This is a genomic window from Pseudonocardia sp. OZ21, from assembly GCF_059359135.1.
Genome location: NZ_JCADBN010000007.1, coordinates 1 through 16,531, shown reverse-complemented (window position 1 = coordinate 16,531; position 16,531 = coordinate 1). Strand labels below are relative to the sequence as shown.

Annotated in this window: 14 protein-coding genes; 5 read left to right on the top strand and 9 right to left on the bottom strand. The window is 68.8% G+C overall.

Features of this window, described 5'->3' with window-relative positions; all coding sequences use genetic code 11:
* Positions 1 to 333 precede the first annotated feature (333 nt).
* Together AC5L35_RS17720 and AC5L35_RS17715 are read right to left on the bottom strand one after the other, a co-directional pair.
* Positions 334 to 990: a response regulator gene (locus AC5L35_RS17720; RefSeq protein WP_495060744.1), complete on the bottom strand. Its 657-nt coding sequence runs from the start codon at positions 988 to 990 to the stop codon at positions 334 to 336.
* Positions 983 to 2,128: a sensor histidine kinase gene (locus AC5L35_RS17715; protein WP_495060743.1), complete on the bottom strand. Its 1,146-nt coding sequence runs from the start codon at positions 2,126 to 2,128 to the stop codon at positions 983 to 985. Before AC5L35_RS17715 ends, AC5L35_RS17720 begins: the two co-directional genes overlap by 8 nt.
* 111 nt (positions 2,129 to 2,239) lie before the next feature.
* On the opposite strand from AC5L35_RS17715, the gene AC5L35_RS17710 reads away from it, so the two are divergent.
* The gene (locus AC5L35_RS17710; protein ID WP_495060742.1) at positions 2,240 to 3,718 is read left to right on the top strand and encodes a serine hydrolase domain-containing protein; all 1,479 of its coding nucleotides are present in this window, start codon (positions 2,240 to 2,242) and stop codon (positions 3,716 to 3,718) included.
* Here the strand turns inward: AC5L35_RS17710 and AC5L35_RS17705 are convergent.
* The 3 genes from AC5L35_RS17705 to AC5L35_RS17695 all read right to left on the bottom strand — a co-directional run bounded on the left by AC5L35_RS17705 (position 3,708) and on the right by AC5L35_RS17695 (position 6,103).
* The gene (locus AC5L35_RS17705) at positions 3,708 to 3,845 is read right to left on the bottom strand and encodes a hypothetical protein (RefSeq protein WP_495060741.1); all 138 of its coding nucleotides are present in this window, start codon (positions 3,843 to 3,845) and stop codon (positions 3,708 to 3,710) included. The two genes, AC5L35_RS17710 and AC5L35_RS17705, sit on opposite strands and share 11 nt — an antisense overlap.
* Positions 3,842 to 4,675, bottom strand: coding sequence for an enoyl-CoA hydratase/isomerase family protein (locus AC5L35_RS17700; RefSeq protein WP_495060740.1), 834 nt, complete (start codon positions 4,673 to 4,675; stop codon positions 3,842 to 3,844). Before AC5L35_RS17700 ends, AC5L35_RS17705 begins: the two co-directional genes overlap by 4 nt.
* 444 nt (positions 4,676 to 5,119) lie before the next feature.
* Entirely contained in the window at positions 5,120 to 6,103 is a 984-nt protein-coding gene (locus AC5L35_RS17695; protein ID WP_495060739.1) for a LacI family DNA-binding transcriptional regulator, read from the bottom strand.
* An 89-nt stretch (positions 6,104 to 6,192) separates the two neighbouring features.
* Here AC5L35_RS17695 and AC5L35_RS17690 point away from each other — a divergent pair, with 89 nt between their 5' ends.
* The 4 genes from AC5L35_RS17690 (at position 6,193) to AC5L35_RS17675 (ending at position 12,306) form a co-directional block, all read left to right on the top strand.
* Complete coding sequence (locus AC5L35_RS17690) at positions 6,193 to 7,122, top strand: ribokinase (protein WP_495060738.1); 930 nt, start codon at positions 6,193 to 6,195, stop codon at positions 7,120 to 7,122.
* A 48-nt stretch (positions 7,123 to 7,170) separates the two neighbouring features.
* Entirely contained in the window at positions 7,171 to 8,682 is a 1,512-nt protein-coding gene (locus AC5L35_RS17685; protein WP_495060737.1) for a purine-cytosine permease family protein, read from the top strand.
* Positions 8,679 to 11,222: a hypothetical protein gene (locus AC5L35_RS17680; RefSeq protein ID WP_495060736.1), complete on the top strand. Its 2,544-nt coding sequence runs from the start codon at positions 8,679 to 8,681 to the stop codon at positions 11,220 to 11,222. The genes AC5L35_RS17685 and AC5L35_RS17680 overlap by 4 nt, the downstream gene beginning before the upstream one ends.
* Positions 11,223 to 11,418: 196 nt before the next feature.
* On the top strand, positions 11,419 to 12,306 hold the full coding sequence (locus tag AC5L35_RS17675) for an alpha/beta fold hydrolase (RefSeq protein WP_495060735.1): 888 nt from the start codon (positions 11,419 to 11,421) through the stop codon (positions 12,304 to 12,306).
* 535 nt (positions 12,307 to 12,841) lie between these two features.
* Here AC5L35_RS17675 and AC5L35_RS17670 read toward each other — a convergent pair.
* The 4 genes from AC5L35_RS17670 to AC5L35_RS17655 all read right to left on the bottom strand — a co-directional run.
* Positions 12,842 to 13,291: an HAD family hydrolase gene (locus AC5L35_RS17670; protein WP_495060734.1), complete on the bottom strand. Its 450-nt coding sequence runs from the start codon at positions 13,289 to 13,291 to the stop codon at positions 12,842 to 12,844.
* Positions 13,251 to 13,775: a tetratricopeptide repeat protein gene (locus AC5L35_RS17665; protein ID WP_495060733.1), complete on the bottom strand. Its 525-nt coding sequence runs from the start codon at positions 13,773 to 13,775 to the stop codon at positions 13,251 to 13,253. The genes AC5L35_RS17670 and AC5L35_RS17665 overlap by 41 nt, the downstream gene beginning before the upstream one ends.
* Positions 13,776 to 15,080: 1,305 nt before the next feature.
* The gene (locus AC5L35_RS17660; RefSeq protein WP_495060732.1) at positions 15,081 to 15,824 is read right to left on the bottom strand and encodes a restriction system modified-DNA reader domain-containing protein; all 744 of its coding nucleotides are present in this window, start codon (positions 15,822 to 15,824) and stop codon (positions 15,081 to 15,083) included.
* A gap of 44 nt (positions 15,825 to 15,868) precedes the next feature.
* A partial coding sequence (locus AC5L35_RS17655) for an IS3 family transposase (RefSeq protein WP_495060731.1) occupies positions 15,869 to 16,531 on the bottom strand: 663 nt, incomplete at its 5' end.

Here is a 16,531-nt window from a genome sequence, read left to right as displayed (position 1 = left end):
CTTGGCGTCATCCGCCCGCTCGGTGCTTACGAGACCCTGGCATCTCTGTACCGTCGACCGAGTGGAAGATCGATCTGCAGCCTAGGCGCACGGCCAGTGACTTCGAGACTGCAGATGGCGCAGATGAATTACGGTCTCGCTGGCGTAGACACCGCATTTCTGATGACGAACGAGAAGTATAGATTTTCATCGAGCCTCGTCAGAGAGATTGCCCGCCTGGGCGGCGATCTGTCCGGCCTGATCCCGCCGGCAGCGCTGAACATGATGAAGTCGCACGCGCACTCGTAGGGTCTCCGGCGAATAGAAAGGCCTGCCACGCCGTCGCAGTGAGGGTCATTGGTCAACGAGCCCGGATTCGTACCCGGCGATCACGAGCTGTGCCCTGTCGCGGGCGTGGAGCTTCGTCATCAGGCGCCCGATGTGGGTCTTGACGGTGCCACGGCTCAGGTGCAGGTGGTGTTCGATCTCGCCGTTCGACAGACCCTGGGTGATCAGAGCGAGCACTTCCCGTTCTCGCGCGGTGACTCCGTTGAGCCCGGTCCGTGGGCGTCGTGTCGCCGGTAGTCGGGTGAACTCTTCGATGAGCCTGCGGGTGACGCTCGGCGCGAGCAAAGCCTCGCCTGCGGCGGTCAGGCTGATCGCATCCAGCAGCCGGGTGGGTGGCGTGTCCTTGAGCAGGAACCCGCTGGCTCCGGCGTGCAGCGCCCTGTACACGTACTCGTCGAGGTCGAACGTCGTGAGGACCAGCACTTTCGAGGCGCACTGGCTCGCAGTGATCTGTTCGGTGGCGGTGATTCCGTCCATCTCCGGCATCCGAACGTCCATCAGCACGACGTCGGGTTCGTGCTTCGCCGTCAGCTCGACCGCCTCCCGACCGCCGGCTGCCTCCCCCACGACCGACATGCCTGCTGTGGCGTCGATCAGGAGGCGGAGAGCGCCGCGGAGCAAGGCCTCGTCGTCGGCAAGCAGTACGCGCACCGACTCACTCATCGCCAACCGCCGAGACGTACGGGAGCTGGGCGCGGACACCGAACCCGCCGCCAGGCACTGGGCCGAAATCGAGCGCGCCACCGTGCAGAGCCACCCGCTCCTGCATGCCCAGTAGACCGTGTCCGGGCCGGCCGGGAGCGCCCTGCCGCGTCCCGTGGTCCACGACCGAGACCGTCAAGATGCCGGGCTCATCGGTGATGGTGAGTAGGCAGCGGGTGGGCCCCGCGTGGCGCAGCACGTTGGTCAAGGCTTCCTGCGCGATGCGGTACGCCGAGGCCTGCACAGTGGCCGGCACCTCCGCGAGGTCGGCTCGATCCACCTCGACGGTGACACCCGCGGCCCGAACATCCGCCACCAGGCGATCGATCTCCGTAGAGCTCGGTGGGGAGTCGGCCGGATCACGCAGCGCATCGAGCACCGTCCTGACGTCGTCGAGCGCCCCTCGACTGACCCGTTCGATCGTGCCGAGCGCCGCGCGTCCCTCCTCGGGATGGCTGTTCACAAGATGGTTGGCCACCGCTGCCTTCATCGCGATGAGGCTGAGACTGTGCCCGACGACGTCGTGGATGTCTCTGGCGATCCGTAGGCGCTCGTCGGCCACCGCTTGGCGGGCCCGGAGGTCAGCGAGGCGGGCCGCGTGGTCGCGCCGCCCACGTACGGCACGGGCCAGTACCCATGTGCCGGCGATGATCGTCGCGCTGTAGAGCACGGCGGTCACCGGGGCGCTTGCGAACGACTCCTCCCCTTCCGGGACCGCGATGAGCGGCAGCCCGGGCACCGTGATGGTCGCGAGACCTGACGCCGTGACGGCTGCCAGCGCCCCCACCAGCGCCGGTACACCCGACAGCGACGCCTCTGCGAGCACGACCGGATAGAGCGCGAACGCGATCGTGATCACCACGGCGTCGCCCGGGACACCCACCATGATCGCCGCCATCCCCGCCGCCAGCACGACGGCGAACACCGGCATCGGCCAGCGCCTCCGCATGACCACAGGTAGTACGAGCACCACGAGCAGGCCCCACACGAGCACCGAGCCACCGGGGGTCCGGAACGCTGCGAACAGTGCAAGCGCACCCGCCGCCAGCACGTCAGCCGCCATCAGCCGCCGTAGTCCGAGACTCCCGGTCGCGATCACGGAACGACCGTATCGGCGCAGCAGCGCGCCGGCGTCGGACCGAGGTCCGATCCCGCGCAGTCAGATCCCGGTCCGATGTGGGCGAGTCCCGGGTCGCCGCACGATCACGACGTGACTACGCGGATGTTCATAGTGTCCGGTGCGGTGGCCGTGATGGCGTCGTTCACCGCGACCCCCGCCACCCCACCCCCTGCCGTGCCGGCCGCGGCGATCGATGCCGTGGTACAGGAGTACCTCCACGCGACAGGGCTCCCCGGGGCGGCCCTTGTGGTCACTCATGACGACGAGGTGGTTCGCGCTGCCGGGTACGGGCACACCCCGACCGGCGAGCGCATCACGGAGCACACTCCGATGGCCGTGGCGTCGGTGAGCAAGTCGTTCACCGCCCTCGCTGTGATGCAGCTGGTCGAGGCCGGTCGCGTGAATCTCGACCAGCAGGTGCACCAGTACCTACCGGAGTTCGAGATGGCCGACCCGCGGGCGAACGCGATCACTGTGCACCAGCTCCTGGACCAGACGTCAGGGATGTCGGACACGACCTTCCCCGCCTTCAGCAGACCGCAACCCGACTCCCTGGCCGATGCCGTGGCCGGAATGCGCGGTGCGCATCTCGCCGCCGCCCCCGGGACGCGCTGGGAATACCACAACCCGAACTACCAGGTGGCAGCGCGCATGGTCGAGGTGGTCAGCGGTCAACCGTTCGACAGATACCTGCAGGAGCACGTGTTCGGCCCGCTCGGCATGTACGACAGCCGCACCGTCGACACCGAGCGTGACCTCCCGCCGAGCGGACACGGCTATCTCCGGATCCTCGGCATGCCCATCGCGATGCCCGAACCGCACGCATTCGGCAACGGCTCCGGCGGGATGCTCAGTTCCGCGCACGACATGGGTGGATGGCTGATTGCGCAGAACAACCAGGGGCGGGGCCCGGACGGCACCCCGATCGCCTCGGCCGCGTCCATCGCCGCCGTGCATACCCCGTCTGCGGTGTCAGAGTCCTACGGCCTGGGCTGGGAGATCGGCACCACCGCCTCAGGCGCGCCGCTGATCGCACACAGCGGTGACCTGTTCACCTCCACCGCCTACCAGGCCCTGCTGCCCGCGTCGGGTTACGGAATCGCAGTCATGGCCAACACCGGGCTGGCCTACGGCGACGCCGCGGCCATCGCCGAACGAGTCATCGCCCTGCTGGAGAACGCGCCGTCGCCGCCAGTCGGCGCACCGCTCGTCATGGTCGACGCGGTACTGCTCATGCTCGGACTCGTGCCGTTGCTGCTCGGCGGGGTCGGCGTGATGCGCTCACGGCGGTGGGCCGCAGTGAGAACAGATCGGCTGCGGGCGGTGGCGCGGCTGCTCCCGCTCGTCGCACCGCTGGCGCTGTTGGCGACCATCCACCGGGTGGTCGGACTGCTCTACCGAGGTCGCGACGTCGCGTGGATCCAGGTGTACTACCTGTACCCGACGTTCATGCTGCTGCTCGCCACCACAGCCTTGGCATGCACCGTCGTGCTCGCGACCCGGCTCATCGCACTCGCCCATGCGACGCCGTCGAAGAGACGCCCGGACGAGAGTCTCGTCAGACGTTGATGCGGCCTTCCCCTGGTGTCCACTGGCTGGTGTGGACCTGGTGGTCACGGGCGGTGCCGTCGTGACAGGCGGACCAGCCGGCGACCGCGGCGGCCCCCTGCTCGCTGGACCAGTTGACGAGTTTCACTGCGGATCTCCTTCCGGCTGCCGCCCCAGGTAGTAACCCAGGCGTAGCTCGTAGTCACCCGCTCGGTTGCGTCCCGCTTCGATCGCGGCAGGAAGCCTCCGCTTGGAGCCCGGCCAACCGAAGGACGCGAAGTAGATGTCGTAGGAGGACTTGATGTCCTCCGCGGACGGCAGCGTGTACCGGTTGACCTGCTCCTTGACCGCGGTGATCGAATCCTTGTCGAACGACGCGATCCGGCGGGCGAGGGTGTCCACCAACCCGTCCAGCTCGGCGTCGGGGACGGTGCGGTTGACCCACCCGTACCGCTCGGCCAGGTCGGCCGGGTAGTCGTCGCTGGCGAGGATGACCTCCAGCGCCCGCGCCCGGCCGAGCAGCAGTGGCAGGTGCTCGAGACCGCCGCCGCCGGGCAGGTTTCCGTTCGCGGTCTCCGGCTGGCCGAACAGCGCCCCGTCGCCGGCGAAGCGCATGTCCATCGCCTGGGCGAACTCGCTACCGACTCCCCTGACCCGCCCCCGGATCTTCGCGATCGACACCACGGGCAGGCGCGACAGCCGCGTGCCGACGTCGATGACCAGCGGGTAGCCGGTCGCTCCCAGTCCCGTCGGCGTCTCGGCGACCCGGGAAGTGTCGTAGTGGTTCAGGAAGTAGTCCGGGTTCGCCGACTCGAACACCGCCACCCGCAGGTCCGGCGCCGCTTCCATCTGGTCGATCAGATCCGGTAGCTCGGTGAGCATCTCCGGAGTTACCAGGTTGATCGGCGGGCTGTCGAACGTCACCCGCCACAGCCGCCTGGTCTCGGCGGTCACGGAGAAATGGGTCCACTGCCTCACGGTTTCATTTCCTTTCCCTCGTGTGGTGGCGCCCGGCCTCACTCGTGCTTCCGTCCGCCGCACGACGCGCCCGGCGGCGAGTTACGTGACAACAGCGACAAGACAGGCGATCGTGAGTAGCTATCCGATGAACTGTCCAGCCGGCAAGAGCCACCTAGACCTCGGCAGATAGGTTGTGCACGCGGCGATAGCACATGAGATACGGGAATTCGTGACGTCCTGCCTTAAACGGTCGCACAATACACCTGTTGCGCGGCGTCTTTCAACATGCAATGGCCTGTTCAACCGCCACGGTCCCGACAACCATGACCAGTCAGACAAGCGGGGCAAAACGGCGATACGGCCGTCGACCCGCGCAATCGTCGCCGCAAACCGATCACGATCTCAGAGAAAAGGACGCCGCCGCGGTGCACCGGCACGGGACGCCGCGCGCCTCGGGATGGATCACGGGCGGGCGGCCGTCGAGCCCCGGACGACCAGTGACGGCGCGATGACCGCATCCTGGCCGTCGTCGCCGTCGATGATCCCCAAGGACGCCTGCACGATCGCGTCCACCGAGGAGCCGAGCGAGGTGAGCCCGGGCGCGACGACTTCGGCGAGGGACGTCCCGTCGAAGCTGGCGATGGCCACGTCCTCCGGCACGCGCACGCCGCCGTGCTGCAGCGAGGTGAGCACACCCACGGCGATCATGTCGGCCGTGCAGATGACCGCGTCGACGGCGCCGGGGTCGGCGAGCAGGCGTGCGGCCGCCTCGGTGCCACTGGAGATCGAGTAGGAGGGCATCGGCATCACGCGGTCCCGCGGGCCGGCGAGCGCCCGGAAGGCCTCGGCCCGCTCGATGCTCGCGGACGAGCGCCCCTGCGCGTCGATCAGCACGATTCGCTCGCGACCCTGCGCCCGCAGGTGCTCCACCAGCAGGGCCATCCCGGCGGCATTGTCCAGCCGCACGGACGGCGCACACGCCCCGACCGCGATCCGGTCCACCTGCACGACCCGGTGGTTGCGCATCGTGTCGTTGATCGCCGCGCCGCTCTCGTGGTGGTCGACGGGCGCGACGAGCACCGCGTCGACGAGCACCCGGTCCATCTCGCCGAGCTGGCGGACCTCGCTGGCCAGCGTCTCGTTCGAGTCCAGCGTGACCAGACGGCGGCCGTCGGCGTCCAGCCGCCGGGAGTAGGCCGCGACGAGTTCGGCGAAGTACACGTTGTCGATCGCCGGGATCACGAGCGCCACCGAGCCCGTCGCCTGCAGGCGCAGGGCCCGGGCGGCGGCGTTCACGCGGTAGCCGAGCTCGGCGCAGGCGAGGCGCACCCGCCGGGCCAGTTCGGGATCAACGTTGCGGTCGGTGCCGGACAGGACCCGACTCGCGGTGGACGGCGACACCCCCGCCGCGGCGGCGACGTGTTTGAGACTCACCCGCCCGGCCACCGACACCTCCGTGATCACTCGGCCGGCGGATGCTACCCGTCGACGAGCCGACCCTTGACCGCTCCAACCACAGCATGCACGATTCGGAAATGCATTTCCAGGATCCCGTTGACGTGCTCGTCATCGGATCCGTCAACCTGGACACGGGGCTCGCGATCCAGCGCCTGCCCCGGACCGGCGAGACGGTCACGTGCACCGAACTGCGCGAGAGCGGCGGCGGGAAGGGCGCCAACCAGGCGCTCGCCGCGCGGCAGTTCGGCGCGCGGGTGGCCCTCCTCGCCGCCGTCGGGCACGACGGGGACCTGGCACTCGCGGACCTCGCCCGCGCCGGCGTCGATCTCGACCCGGTGGTCCGCCTCCCCGACACGACGTCGGGGCGCGCGATCCTGCTCGTCACCGAAGACGACAACGCCATCGTCGTCCACGCGGGAGCCAACGCACTGCTCACGGCGGCGCACGTCGCCGAACACGCCGCCCGCACACCCGCACCACGGGTCGTGGTCCTGCAGCACGAGATCCCGCCCGAGACCGTCACGGCCTCGGTGCGCGCCTACCGCGGCCGGGCGCTCGTCGTGCTGAACCCCTCACCGTCACGACCGATCGACCCGGAGGTCCTCGACGGGATCGACGTGCTCGTCGTCAACCACGGCGAGCTGGCCGACCTGCTCGCCCGCGACCTGCCCGACACACCGGACGAGCTCGCAGACGTGCTCGCGCACGCCCATATTGGCGCCATCGGGATCGGCGACGTCGTCGTCACGCTCGGCGGCGACGGTGCGCTGGTGCGGGCCGGCGGGACGGTGCGCCACGTCCCGGCGGTACCCGTCGACGCGATCGACACCGTGGGGGCGGGCGACGCGTTCCTCGGCGCACTGGCGAGCCTGCTCGCCGACGGCTCCGGCGATCTCGTCGCCGCCGTCCGCGAGGCGGTCGCGGCCGCAGCGCTGGCGGTCACGGTGCCGGGCGCCCGCAACCCACAGCTCTCCCGAGCCACGGCCGGGGCACTGCACCACCCCTGACAGGTACACCGCAGAGCCGCGGACGCGCCCGGCTCGGGAAGGCATTACATGGACGAGCAGGACCCCCAGCGCCGCACCACACTCACCGTCGAGGCGAACGGGATCAACCCCGTGCCCGACGCCGAGCGGCGCGGGCGGCCACGCGGACTGTTCGCCGTCTGGTTCGCCTGGAACATCTCGATCCTCGGCATCAGCTACGGCATCTACGTCTTCACCCTCGGCCTCAACGTCTGGCAGACCATCGTCGCCGGCACGCTCGGCTACCTGATCTCCTGCGCACTCGTCGGCATCCTCGCCGTCGGCGGACCCCGGACCGGGCTGCCGACGCTCGTACAGACACGGTTCGCGTTCGGCACGCGCGGCAACATCGTGCCGGCCTTCTTCGCCTACCTGTCGAACATGGGCTGGAAGGTCACGATCATCACGCTGGCCTCCACCACGGCCGCCAACCTGTTCGGCACCCTCTTCCCCGCGGCCTTCGCCGCCCCGGACGGCAAGCCCGCCACCGGCACCATCGTGGTCTGCTTCGTGGTCGTGCTCGCGATCACGATGATCGCGTCCGTGCTGGGGCACGCGTTCATCATGCGGATCGAGGTGTGGATCTCCTGGCTCACCGGCCTGATGACGCTGGCGTTCCTCGGCTTCGTCCTGCCCACCGTCTCCTGGTCCCGCCTGGGCGAGGCGCCCGCCGGCGGCGCGCTGACCTTCCTCGGCGGGATCATCATGGCGATGACGCTGGTCGGCATCGGCTTCCTCAACTACGGCGGCGACTTCGCCCGCTACCTCCCCCGCACCACCCCCGCCCGCGAGGTCATCGGCTGGACGACGTCCGGGCTGGCGCTGCCGGTCGTCGCGCTGCTCGTCGTCGGCGCGCTGCTCGTCGGCGGCGACCCGGCGCTGGGCACCGCGGCAGCCGACGACCCCATCGGCGCGCTCACCGCGCTGCTGCCGCTGTGGTTCTTCGTCCCGTTCTCCGTCGTCATCGTGATCTCCCTGGTGTCCGCGGCCATCACCGGCATCTACAGCTCCGGGCTGGCGCTGGGCGCGGTCGGGGTGCCGCTTCGCCGCTCGACGACGACCGCGCTCAACGCACTGCTGATCGCCGCCGGGGCGTTCTACCTGCTGTTCGTCTCCGACTCGTTCCTGGCGACGTTCCAGTCGTTCCTGTCCCTGATCGCGGTGATGATGGGGACCATGGGCGGCATCCAGCTCGTCGACTTCGTCCGGCAGCGCCGCCTCGGCTGGAACACCGACCTGGCCAACCCGTACGGCTTCGGCGGCCGCGACGGTCGCTGGACCGCCCTGCTCAGCCTGGCGCTGGGCACGATCATCGGGCTCGGCACCGTGACCAGCGCCGACCCGAACTTCGCCCACCTGACCGGCTTCCTGCTCACCGCAGAGGCCCGCGACGGCGTGCTCGGTGCCAGCAACATCGGCGTCGTCATCGCGACCGTGCTCGGTGCCGCTACCTACGCGCTGCTGACGTTCGGCCTGCGGCTCGACCCGGGCCCGGACTACTCGCGCGTGGCAGTGCCCGTCGCCGCAGGCAGCGGCGGATGACGCCGGACTTCACCGAGCCCGGGCCCTGGCACCGGCCGGCCACCTACTGGTTCTGGCACCACCTCCCGTCCCCTGAGGAGATCCGCAGCCAGACCCGGCAGATGCACGAGGGCGGGTTCCGCAGCTTCGCGGTGCAGGCCCGGCTGGCGTACCCGATCGACGAGTACCTCGACGATGCGTTCCTCGACGCCTACCGGTTCGCCGTCGACATCGCCGCCGAGCACGGCATGGTCGTCGGGATCTACGACGACTACTGCTGGCAGTCCGGCCACGCCGGCGGGCGGGCCGTGCGGGGCCACGACGGCCTGCGCGAACGGCACCTGTTCTGGAGCAGGACCGCCGACGGCACCGCCACCGTCGGCGGGATCCGCTCGGCCACGGAGAACCTCGGTCCGGCCGCGATGGCCTGGCACTACGAGGGCGCACGCCCGGCCTGGACGGACTGGCGGGTCGAGTACGTGCTCGTCGGGACCCCGGGCGGTGTCGAGGACCGCCCGGACGCGGCGACTCTCGTCGCCGCGGACGCCGCCGGGTGCACCGTCGAGGTCGCGGGGCCGCCGGCCACCGTCTTGGTCTCGGCGCGATGCGCCACCTCGCGCCTGGTCAACGTCGTGGACCCGGCCGCGGTGGAGAGGTTCGTCGAGGCCGGCTACCAGCCCTTCGCCGATCGGCTGGGCGACCACCTGGGCCGCACCGTGGCGTACTCGTTCTTCGACCAGCCGCACGCCGTGTACTACGACTGGGCGCAGCGGTACGGCGACGTGCGCAGCTCGATGCCCTTCCACGAGAGCCTCGACCAGGCGATCCGGTCGGCGTGGCCGCACTACCCGGAGGTGCTGTCGGCCCTCCTCGACGCCGACGGCGCGGACCAGCTCGCCCACCGGGCCGCCTTCTACGAGCTGTTCGCCGCGCACGCGATGGAGGCGTTCCTCGGCACGGTGTCCCGATGGAGCCGCGCGCACGGGCTGCTGCGGTCCGGGCACGAGGTACTCAGCCACGTCGGCTCGTGGAACATCGGCGAGGCGTTCGACAACTGGGACCTGCGGCTGAACTTCGGTCTCGACCACTTCGGCGTCGACGGCTACCGCGACCTCACCGCGGTGGACGCCCAGGACGGCGTCGCGCAGCTGAGCGCGAAGCTCGGCGACGGCGTCGCCCGCCATCACGGCCGCACCGGCACCCTGGTCGAGCAGTACTTCATGACTCCACCCCCGGGCGGCGCACCGTGGTCGGGGCACTGGGGGCTGACCCTGCAGGAGCTGCGGGCCACCGCGATCCGGCACCACATCCAGGGCATGCGGCAGATGGTCTTCCACGGCTTCTACCAGACCGACGGCCACGACCGTGATCACGAGTCGCTGGCCAACCCCCGCTTCGACTTCCCGCCCGGGATCAACTTCGAACCGTGGTTCGCGCAGCACCACGCCGCGTTCGCGACCGAAACCGGCCGGCTGAGCGCCTTCCTGGACGGGATCGGGTCGGCACCCGACGTCGCGCTGCTCTATCCGCTGCGCACGCTGTGGACCCACGGCCAGACCGGCGAGCACGCCGAACATCTCGGCCGCTGGGCCCGGACGCTGACCGCCGGCCGCCACGAGTACGACATCGTCGACGAGCGGGATCTCGCCACCGCCGACACGGTGGTCGCCCGCGGCTACTCCGCGATCGTCCTGCCGAACGTCGAGACTCTGTCCTCGCGCACCACCGTCGAGGTGCTCGCGGCCCTGCAGGCCCGCGGCGTCCGCGTGCTCACCAGCGGCCGCACCCCGTGGATCTACCAATCGGGAGCACAGACCGCCGCTGCAGACTGGGCCGCCCTCATCACCCACGACGCGGACCTGCCGGAACCGCGCAGCAGGCACGCCGGACTCGAATTCGCCGGCGAGACGCACGACGTGTGGCTGCGCAGCGGCCCCGCCGCCGACGGCAGCACCCGGATCGCGATGTTCAACGACGGGCCCGGCCCGGTCACGGCCCGCCTGCCCGCCGGCCAGGAATGCCAGGAGTGGCTGGCCTCCACGGGAGAACGCGTCACGGGGCCGGTGGGCGACGTCCTCCTCGAACCGAACCAGCTGCGGCTGTTCGTGATCGGGCTTCCATCCGTCGACCTCGGCCCCCGTGCGGAGCCCGAGGCGTGGGGCCCGGCGCAGGTGCTGCGCAACGGCTGGACCATCGACGGCACAGCGGTTCGCGTCGACGTCGGCTGGGAGCGCCAGTGGCTCCCCCGGTCGACCGGTGTCGCCACCTACTGCACGACGCTCGCCGTCGATCCGGGGTGCGACCACCTGCTCACGCTGCCCGCCGTCGCCGGCTCGGTGCGGGTGTTCGTCGACGACCGGCTCGTCGGCGCCCGAGGGTGGTCGCCCTACCGGTTCCGCATCCCCGCGCAGAGTGTCGGGAAGGTCGTGCTGCAGATCGAGGTGGCCGCCCCGGCTGCCAACCGGTACTACGAGGGGACGGGTCTGCGCGCTGCACCCGAGCCTGCGGGCGTGCTGGCGCCGCCGATGTTGCAGGCCCATCAGTTACGCAATAGCTACTGATCTATCCGGTCGGCCCGACGTATCCGGCTTGGACCTTTCAGGTCGCGTCCGCTTCGTCGACCTGGTGACCGGGCGACGATTGGCAGGAATCGGTCGTATTGAAGCTCGACTACCATTCGGCCATGGACCGGGGACTTGCCCGCTACGAGCGACCTGGTCTGCGGGTTGAGCTGGGTGCCATGACAGAGTCTGGCCAATGCAGCGCTTCCGCTCCTGGGACGGAACCGAACTCGCCTATCGACTCGTCGGTTCGGGTCCGCCCCTGGTCTGCATCCCTGGTGGCCCTGGTCAGGCCGTCGAGTATCTGGGTGAGCTAGGCGGGCTCAGCGCGCACCGGACCTTGGTCCTGATCGACAACCGGGGCACGGGCTGTTCCGGTGCGCCGGCCGACCCGGCAACCTATCGCGTCGATCGGATCGTCGAGGACGTTGAGGCGCTGCGCCGCCATCTTGGTCTGGAGCGGATGGACTTGTTCGGGCATTCGGCCAGCGGCGGAGTCTGTCTGCTCTATGCGGCCGAATATCCGCGCCGGCTCGACCGTCTTGTGCTGGTGGATCCGTCGCTGCGGGTGGTGAGCATCCAGTCAGATCTTGGTGTTGAGGAGGTTCTCGCGCTGCGGGAGCATGAACCCTGGTACGCCGACGCAGCCGCCGCGCTGCACGCCGAGCCCAACACGCCGCAGGAGCTGGCGCGGTACCGCTGGCTGTCCGCTCCGCTGCAGTACGGCGAATGGAATGCGGCGGCGCGGGCGCAGGCAGCCGCCGAGCCGGATCAGTTCGCCCATCCCGCAACGGACGGCTTCTACGCCGGCTTCGAACCGGATCCGGCACTACCCGGACGGCTCATGGCGCTCCCGTCGCCGGTGCTGCTTGTGGTCGGCGAGTACGACATCTGGCCAACCCACACAGCGGTACGCGAGCTGGCTGCGCTGCTCGGCGGTGCCGAGCTGGTGGTGCAGCCACGCGCTGGGCATTTCCCGTGGGTGGACGACCCTTCCGCGTTCGCCGCTTCGGTGGAGCGATTCCTCGCACGTGGCCGGACGACTGAACACGCAGGTCTGCCTCGCGAGAACCCTGCGCGCTGAGCGCACACCAGCCCCGTCCTGCCATCCCGTCCCGTCGAGCCGCCCATCGGGGAGCGGGTCGATACCCGGGCCGCCACATGCGCTCATTGCACAGACGGGCTCTGTGCCCAGAGCACCCACCTCTTTGTCCCGACCGCTGATTATGTCGGTAAATCGACCACACTTAGACGATTCATGGGGGTGAACGAGGGGTCGACCTTGCAAGTTTCGCCGCCTGGCCCCTGACCTGGGGAGAAGCTCCTCCGACTGGACTCGAACCAGTATCCCTGCGAAACAAGATCCACTTCCCCGGTCGACCTCGGAAGTCTGCCGTCGTGTGCCGCGAACTGGACCGGCGTCACGGCGCCCCCGCTGACTCCCGGCATCGGTCGTGGATTTCTGTAGTTGAATTATGGAGGTAAAGCGGGGGCTCCTGGCCAGACTCCAGCGTGGCGGATCGAGCCGATACCATTACGACACCGACTTTCTCGATGAAGCACCAGGCCGGTCGGTGAACAACGACTGAAGCCGAACTCAACAGGTGCAACTCGGACGATCACTGATAGAAGCTTAAGATGCTTCGCACCTCGGTGAGATCGCCAATAACCTGCTCGCCAGGCTCGATGTCGCCAGTGGCGCCATTGCGTTGCAGCCACACAGAGCGCATGCCAGCCTCCCTAGCCGCCTCAACATCTTCTAGGTACTCATCACCGATATGCAACCATTCGCTAGCATCAATTGCCATCAGGTCGACAGCATGCCGATAGATCAATGGGCTCGGTTTCCGGTGGCCACATTCAAAGGCAAGGACCGAACCGTCAAAATAATTTGCCAGCCCTACGCGCTCCGGACGGGTGCTCCCATTCGTTATCAAGACCAGCTTATAGCCGAGCTCCTTCAGTTCGGTAAGCACAAGGATCGCCCGGCGAGGGCATCTTTTACCCCCGTCCTTGGCGGATAGACGACTATGGGGAGTCGACCTCCGCGGCAACCAGGAGCCGTGCATAGTTGGCCATCGAGCGCTGGTAGCGGGGCAGATGAGGAGCAAGCGCAGCAACTGCGATCGATACAGCCTCCCGCCCTCGCCCGGCGTCGACCAGACACAGCGCTAGTACCGCGCTGATCGCGTCGGCGAGCGTGCGGGCCTGATTGTCCACCGTGACCGGGTCGACGCTGCGCTCAGCTTCCAGCAGCTTGATGGCCTTCTCGACCTGCCCGATGTTGCGCAGCGAACTGGCCAACTGGATTACCGCGCGGCGCCGCCGGTACCCAGCGAGCCCGTGGTCGAGTGCCCACTCGTAGAGCGGCACGGCGCGGTCCGAGCGCCCTGTCGAGTCCCACGCGCACGCTCGCTCAAACGCCGCGATCGGGTCGCCGTCCGGCAGTTCCCCTGCCAGGCTGTCGATCATGGCCCGGAAGTCGACTTCACGATCCTCGTAGTCGTCGATCGACGCCCACGCGTCGCCGATTCGCTTCTCCCAGTCCTGCACCGGGCCCATGATGCCAAGCGCGCACGCACACTTGTCGGTCGCCCCGCGCCTGCAAATTCAGACAACCGGGACCTAGTTGATCTTGCACGTCGCCCGCCGCACAGCGAGAGCGCTCCTTAGCTCCAGGCAGCGGCGCCGTAGGCGCCGCCTTGAACAGGCATGGAGATTCTGAACACGCACGTCATGGCGATGTTCCGCCGGTGAGGCTCAGTCGTTCGACCAGGTGACGACGGTCCTGCCCTCGGGACGCTTCGCGCGTCGGAGTGGGCGGCCGTCGGGTGTGCTTCGGCTGCCCAGCAGAGACGCTTTGTGCAGTGCGGGCCAGTCGGCGTGGTGGTCGAAGCCGTGTTATGTGCCGTCGGCCGCCAGGACGCCCAGTCGACATCAGTGCGGGGTAACGGTGGACGATGGCACGGCGCCCGGCGTCCTCGTCAGCTTCGGCGATCCAGTAGCCGTGTCAACGCTTCGGCCGGAAGGTGGCTCGCACGGACGCCGCGGAATGCCGGCGATCTTCGCCGATCACACTCAGTCGCGCTGATTCAGGGGATGAACGAGGGCCCGATCTTGCAGGTTCTTCGCCGCTTGGGCCCCTGACCTGGGGAGAAGCTCCTCCGACTGGACTCGAACCAGTAACCCTGCGAATGATCGGCGATGTTGCCCATCATTTCCCGAGACTCCTCAAGATGGCCTCTGAGCTGGAGCGTAGGCGTCCCACACCGCCGGTTACGTCCCATCACCTCTCATCAGTCCTGACCCTTTCTGATGGATAAGTCATGTGCGGATCTTGTCGGCACGTGATCCAGGGAGATCAGCATCGATCCAACTGGCGTCCCATGACCAGCAGCACCCAATCACCCAGCGGTTTAGGGCCGTCCGGCCGGAGCACTGTCGAGCTGGGCCTGTGCCGCCGCCCGCTCGACCCGCACCCTAGTTGATCCCCTCCACTACGGGCGCCGGACGGACAGCGGCTGCGATGGCGTCCCGGACCCGCAGTAGCCGCCGCCCGGCGTGTCGTAGTCGTGCCTTCATCGTCTACATCAACGGCGGGCGGACCGTCCGGCTGGGACGCGAGCAAGGCCGCGACTGTCTGATGACGGTTCCTCGGGGCCAAAGAGGCAACCGACCAGCTTTGAGCACGGTCAACGTGACGTCCTCGCGCAGGTTCACCGTCGGCGGATGGTTCGCCTCAGCAGCCGACCAGCGCTCGCGCGCGAGGCCGCAGGTCAGCGCCCAAGCTGCCCGTGCAGATCACCCCAGGTGCCCGGACACACGCGGAGCCCCTCGAGCAACTCCGAGTGGACGCCCTCAGCGGGACCGTCCACGCTTGGTGCTGATCTGGCCTTGCCGCTTCGCCTCGTCGAAGTCGTCCCGGAGCGATACCCACTCCCCTGACCGCCGCTCGGCCAGCCAGAAGCTCATCCCGCTGACGTTCTTCTTCCCTCGCACGACCGCCGCGGCTTCGTCGGGCAGCCGGTAGCTGTCCCCAGTAGACAGTTCGATACGCCCGCCGGTGACGACGGCCGTGTGTGCGCGGTCGCCGTCCTGGGCTCGTAGCGGTGCGCCGTCCGCGAGCACGCCCGCCTCGATGAGCTGGGAAAGCTGCGTGGTACCGCCTCGGCGTCGTGGAACCGCCCCGTCAGCGGTGGTGACGTTGCCGACCGGGCGCAGGCCCGTCCGCGTGACCTCCTCGGAGTCGGCGCTCACCCGGGGCCACGGCAGCGGCAGGTCCAGCTCTTGAGTGGACCACACGCACCGGCACAGCTCACGGTGGAGCCTCCCACGGCCCTCGACGACGGCGACCAGGCGTGGCGAGCTTCCATAGTCATGTAACAGACTTTCCAGCCCATACTTCTTGGTGAACGTCTTCAACCGCGGGTTCCTCTGCCGGCTCCCGGGCGTGAGAATCGCGGGCAGCTGGTTCTGCCGTGAGTAGTAGGAAATTTTGTCACCAAACGCCAGATCGTGGAAGCTGGCGTTGTCGTTGGAGGGCAGCAGGAGCAGGACTCCGATGCGGCCGCGCAAGGCACGGAACGTTGCCGGATCCGGCACCTCGCGCTCGTACCGCTCTGAACCGCCCCGGCTTGTCGGGAGACCTACGGGGTTGAGTGGCCGGCCTCGGCGAGGGCGGCGTGTTGACGGTAGTGCGCTGCCTCAAGTTCGACCGGTGGGATGTCGCCGCAGGTTTCGAATAGTCGGCGGTGGTTGAACCAGTCGATGTACTCGAGGGTGGCGATCTCGACCTGCTCGACGGTCTTCCAGGGCCCGCCCGGCTTGATCAGCTCGGTCTTGAACAGCCCGATCATCGACTCGGCCAGCGCGTTGTCGAAGGCATCCCCGACGCTGCCCACCGAGGGTGCGGCGCCGGTCTGGGCGAGGCGCTCGGTGAACGCGATCGAGGTGTACTGCGACCCGGCGTCGTTGTGATGGACCAGTCCGTCGAACTCGGTGATCCCCGCCTGTTGTCGGGCCCAGATCGCCTGCTCCAGCGCGTCCAGCACGAGCGCGGTCTTCATCGACGTCGCGGCCCGCCAGCCCAGGATCCGCCGGGAGTAGGCGTCGATGACGAACGCGACGTAGACCATCCCGGACCAGGTCGGGACATAGGTGAAGTCCGCAACCCAGGTGCGGTTGGGAGCAGGCGGGTTGAAGTTGCGCTCGACCAAATCCGCCGGTCGCGGCGCAGCGGTGTCCGCGGCGGTGGTGCGGACTCGGCGACCGCGCCTGGCACCGACCAGGCCGAGCTCGCCCATCAGCCG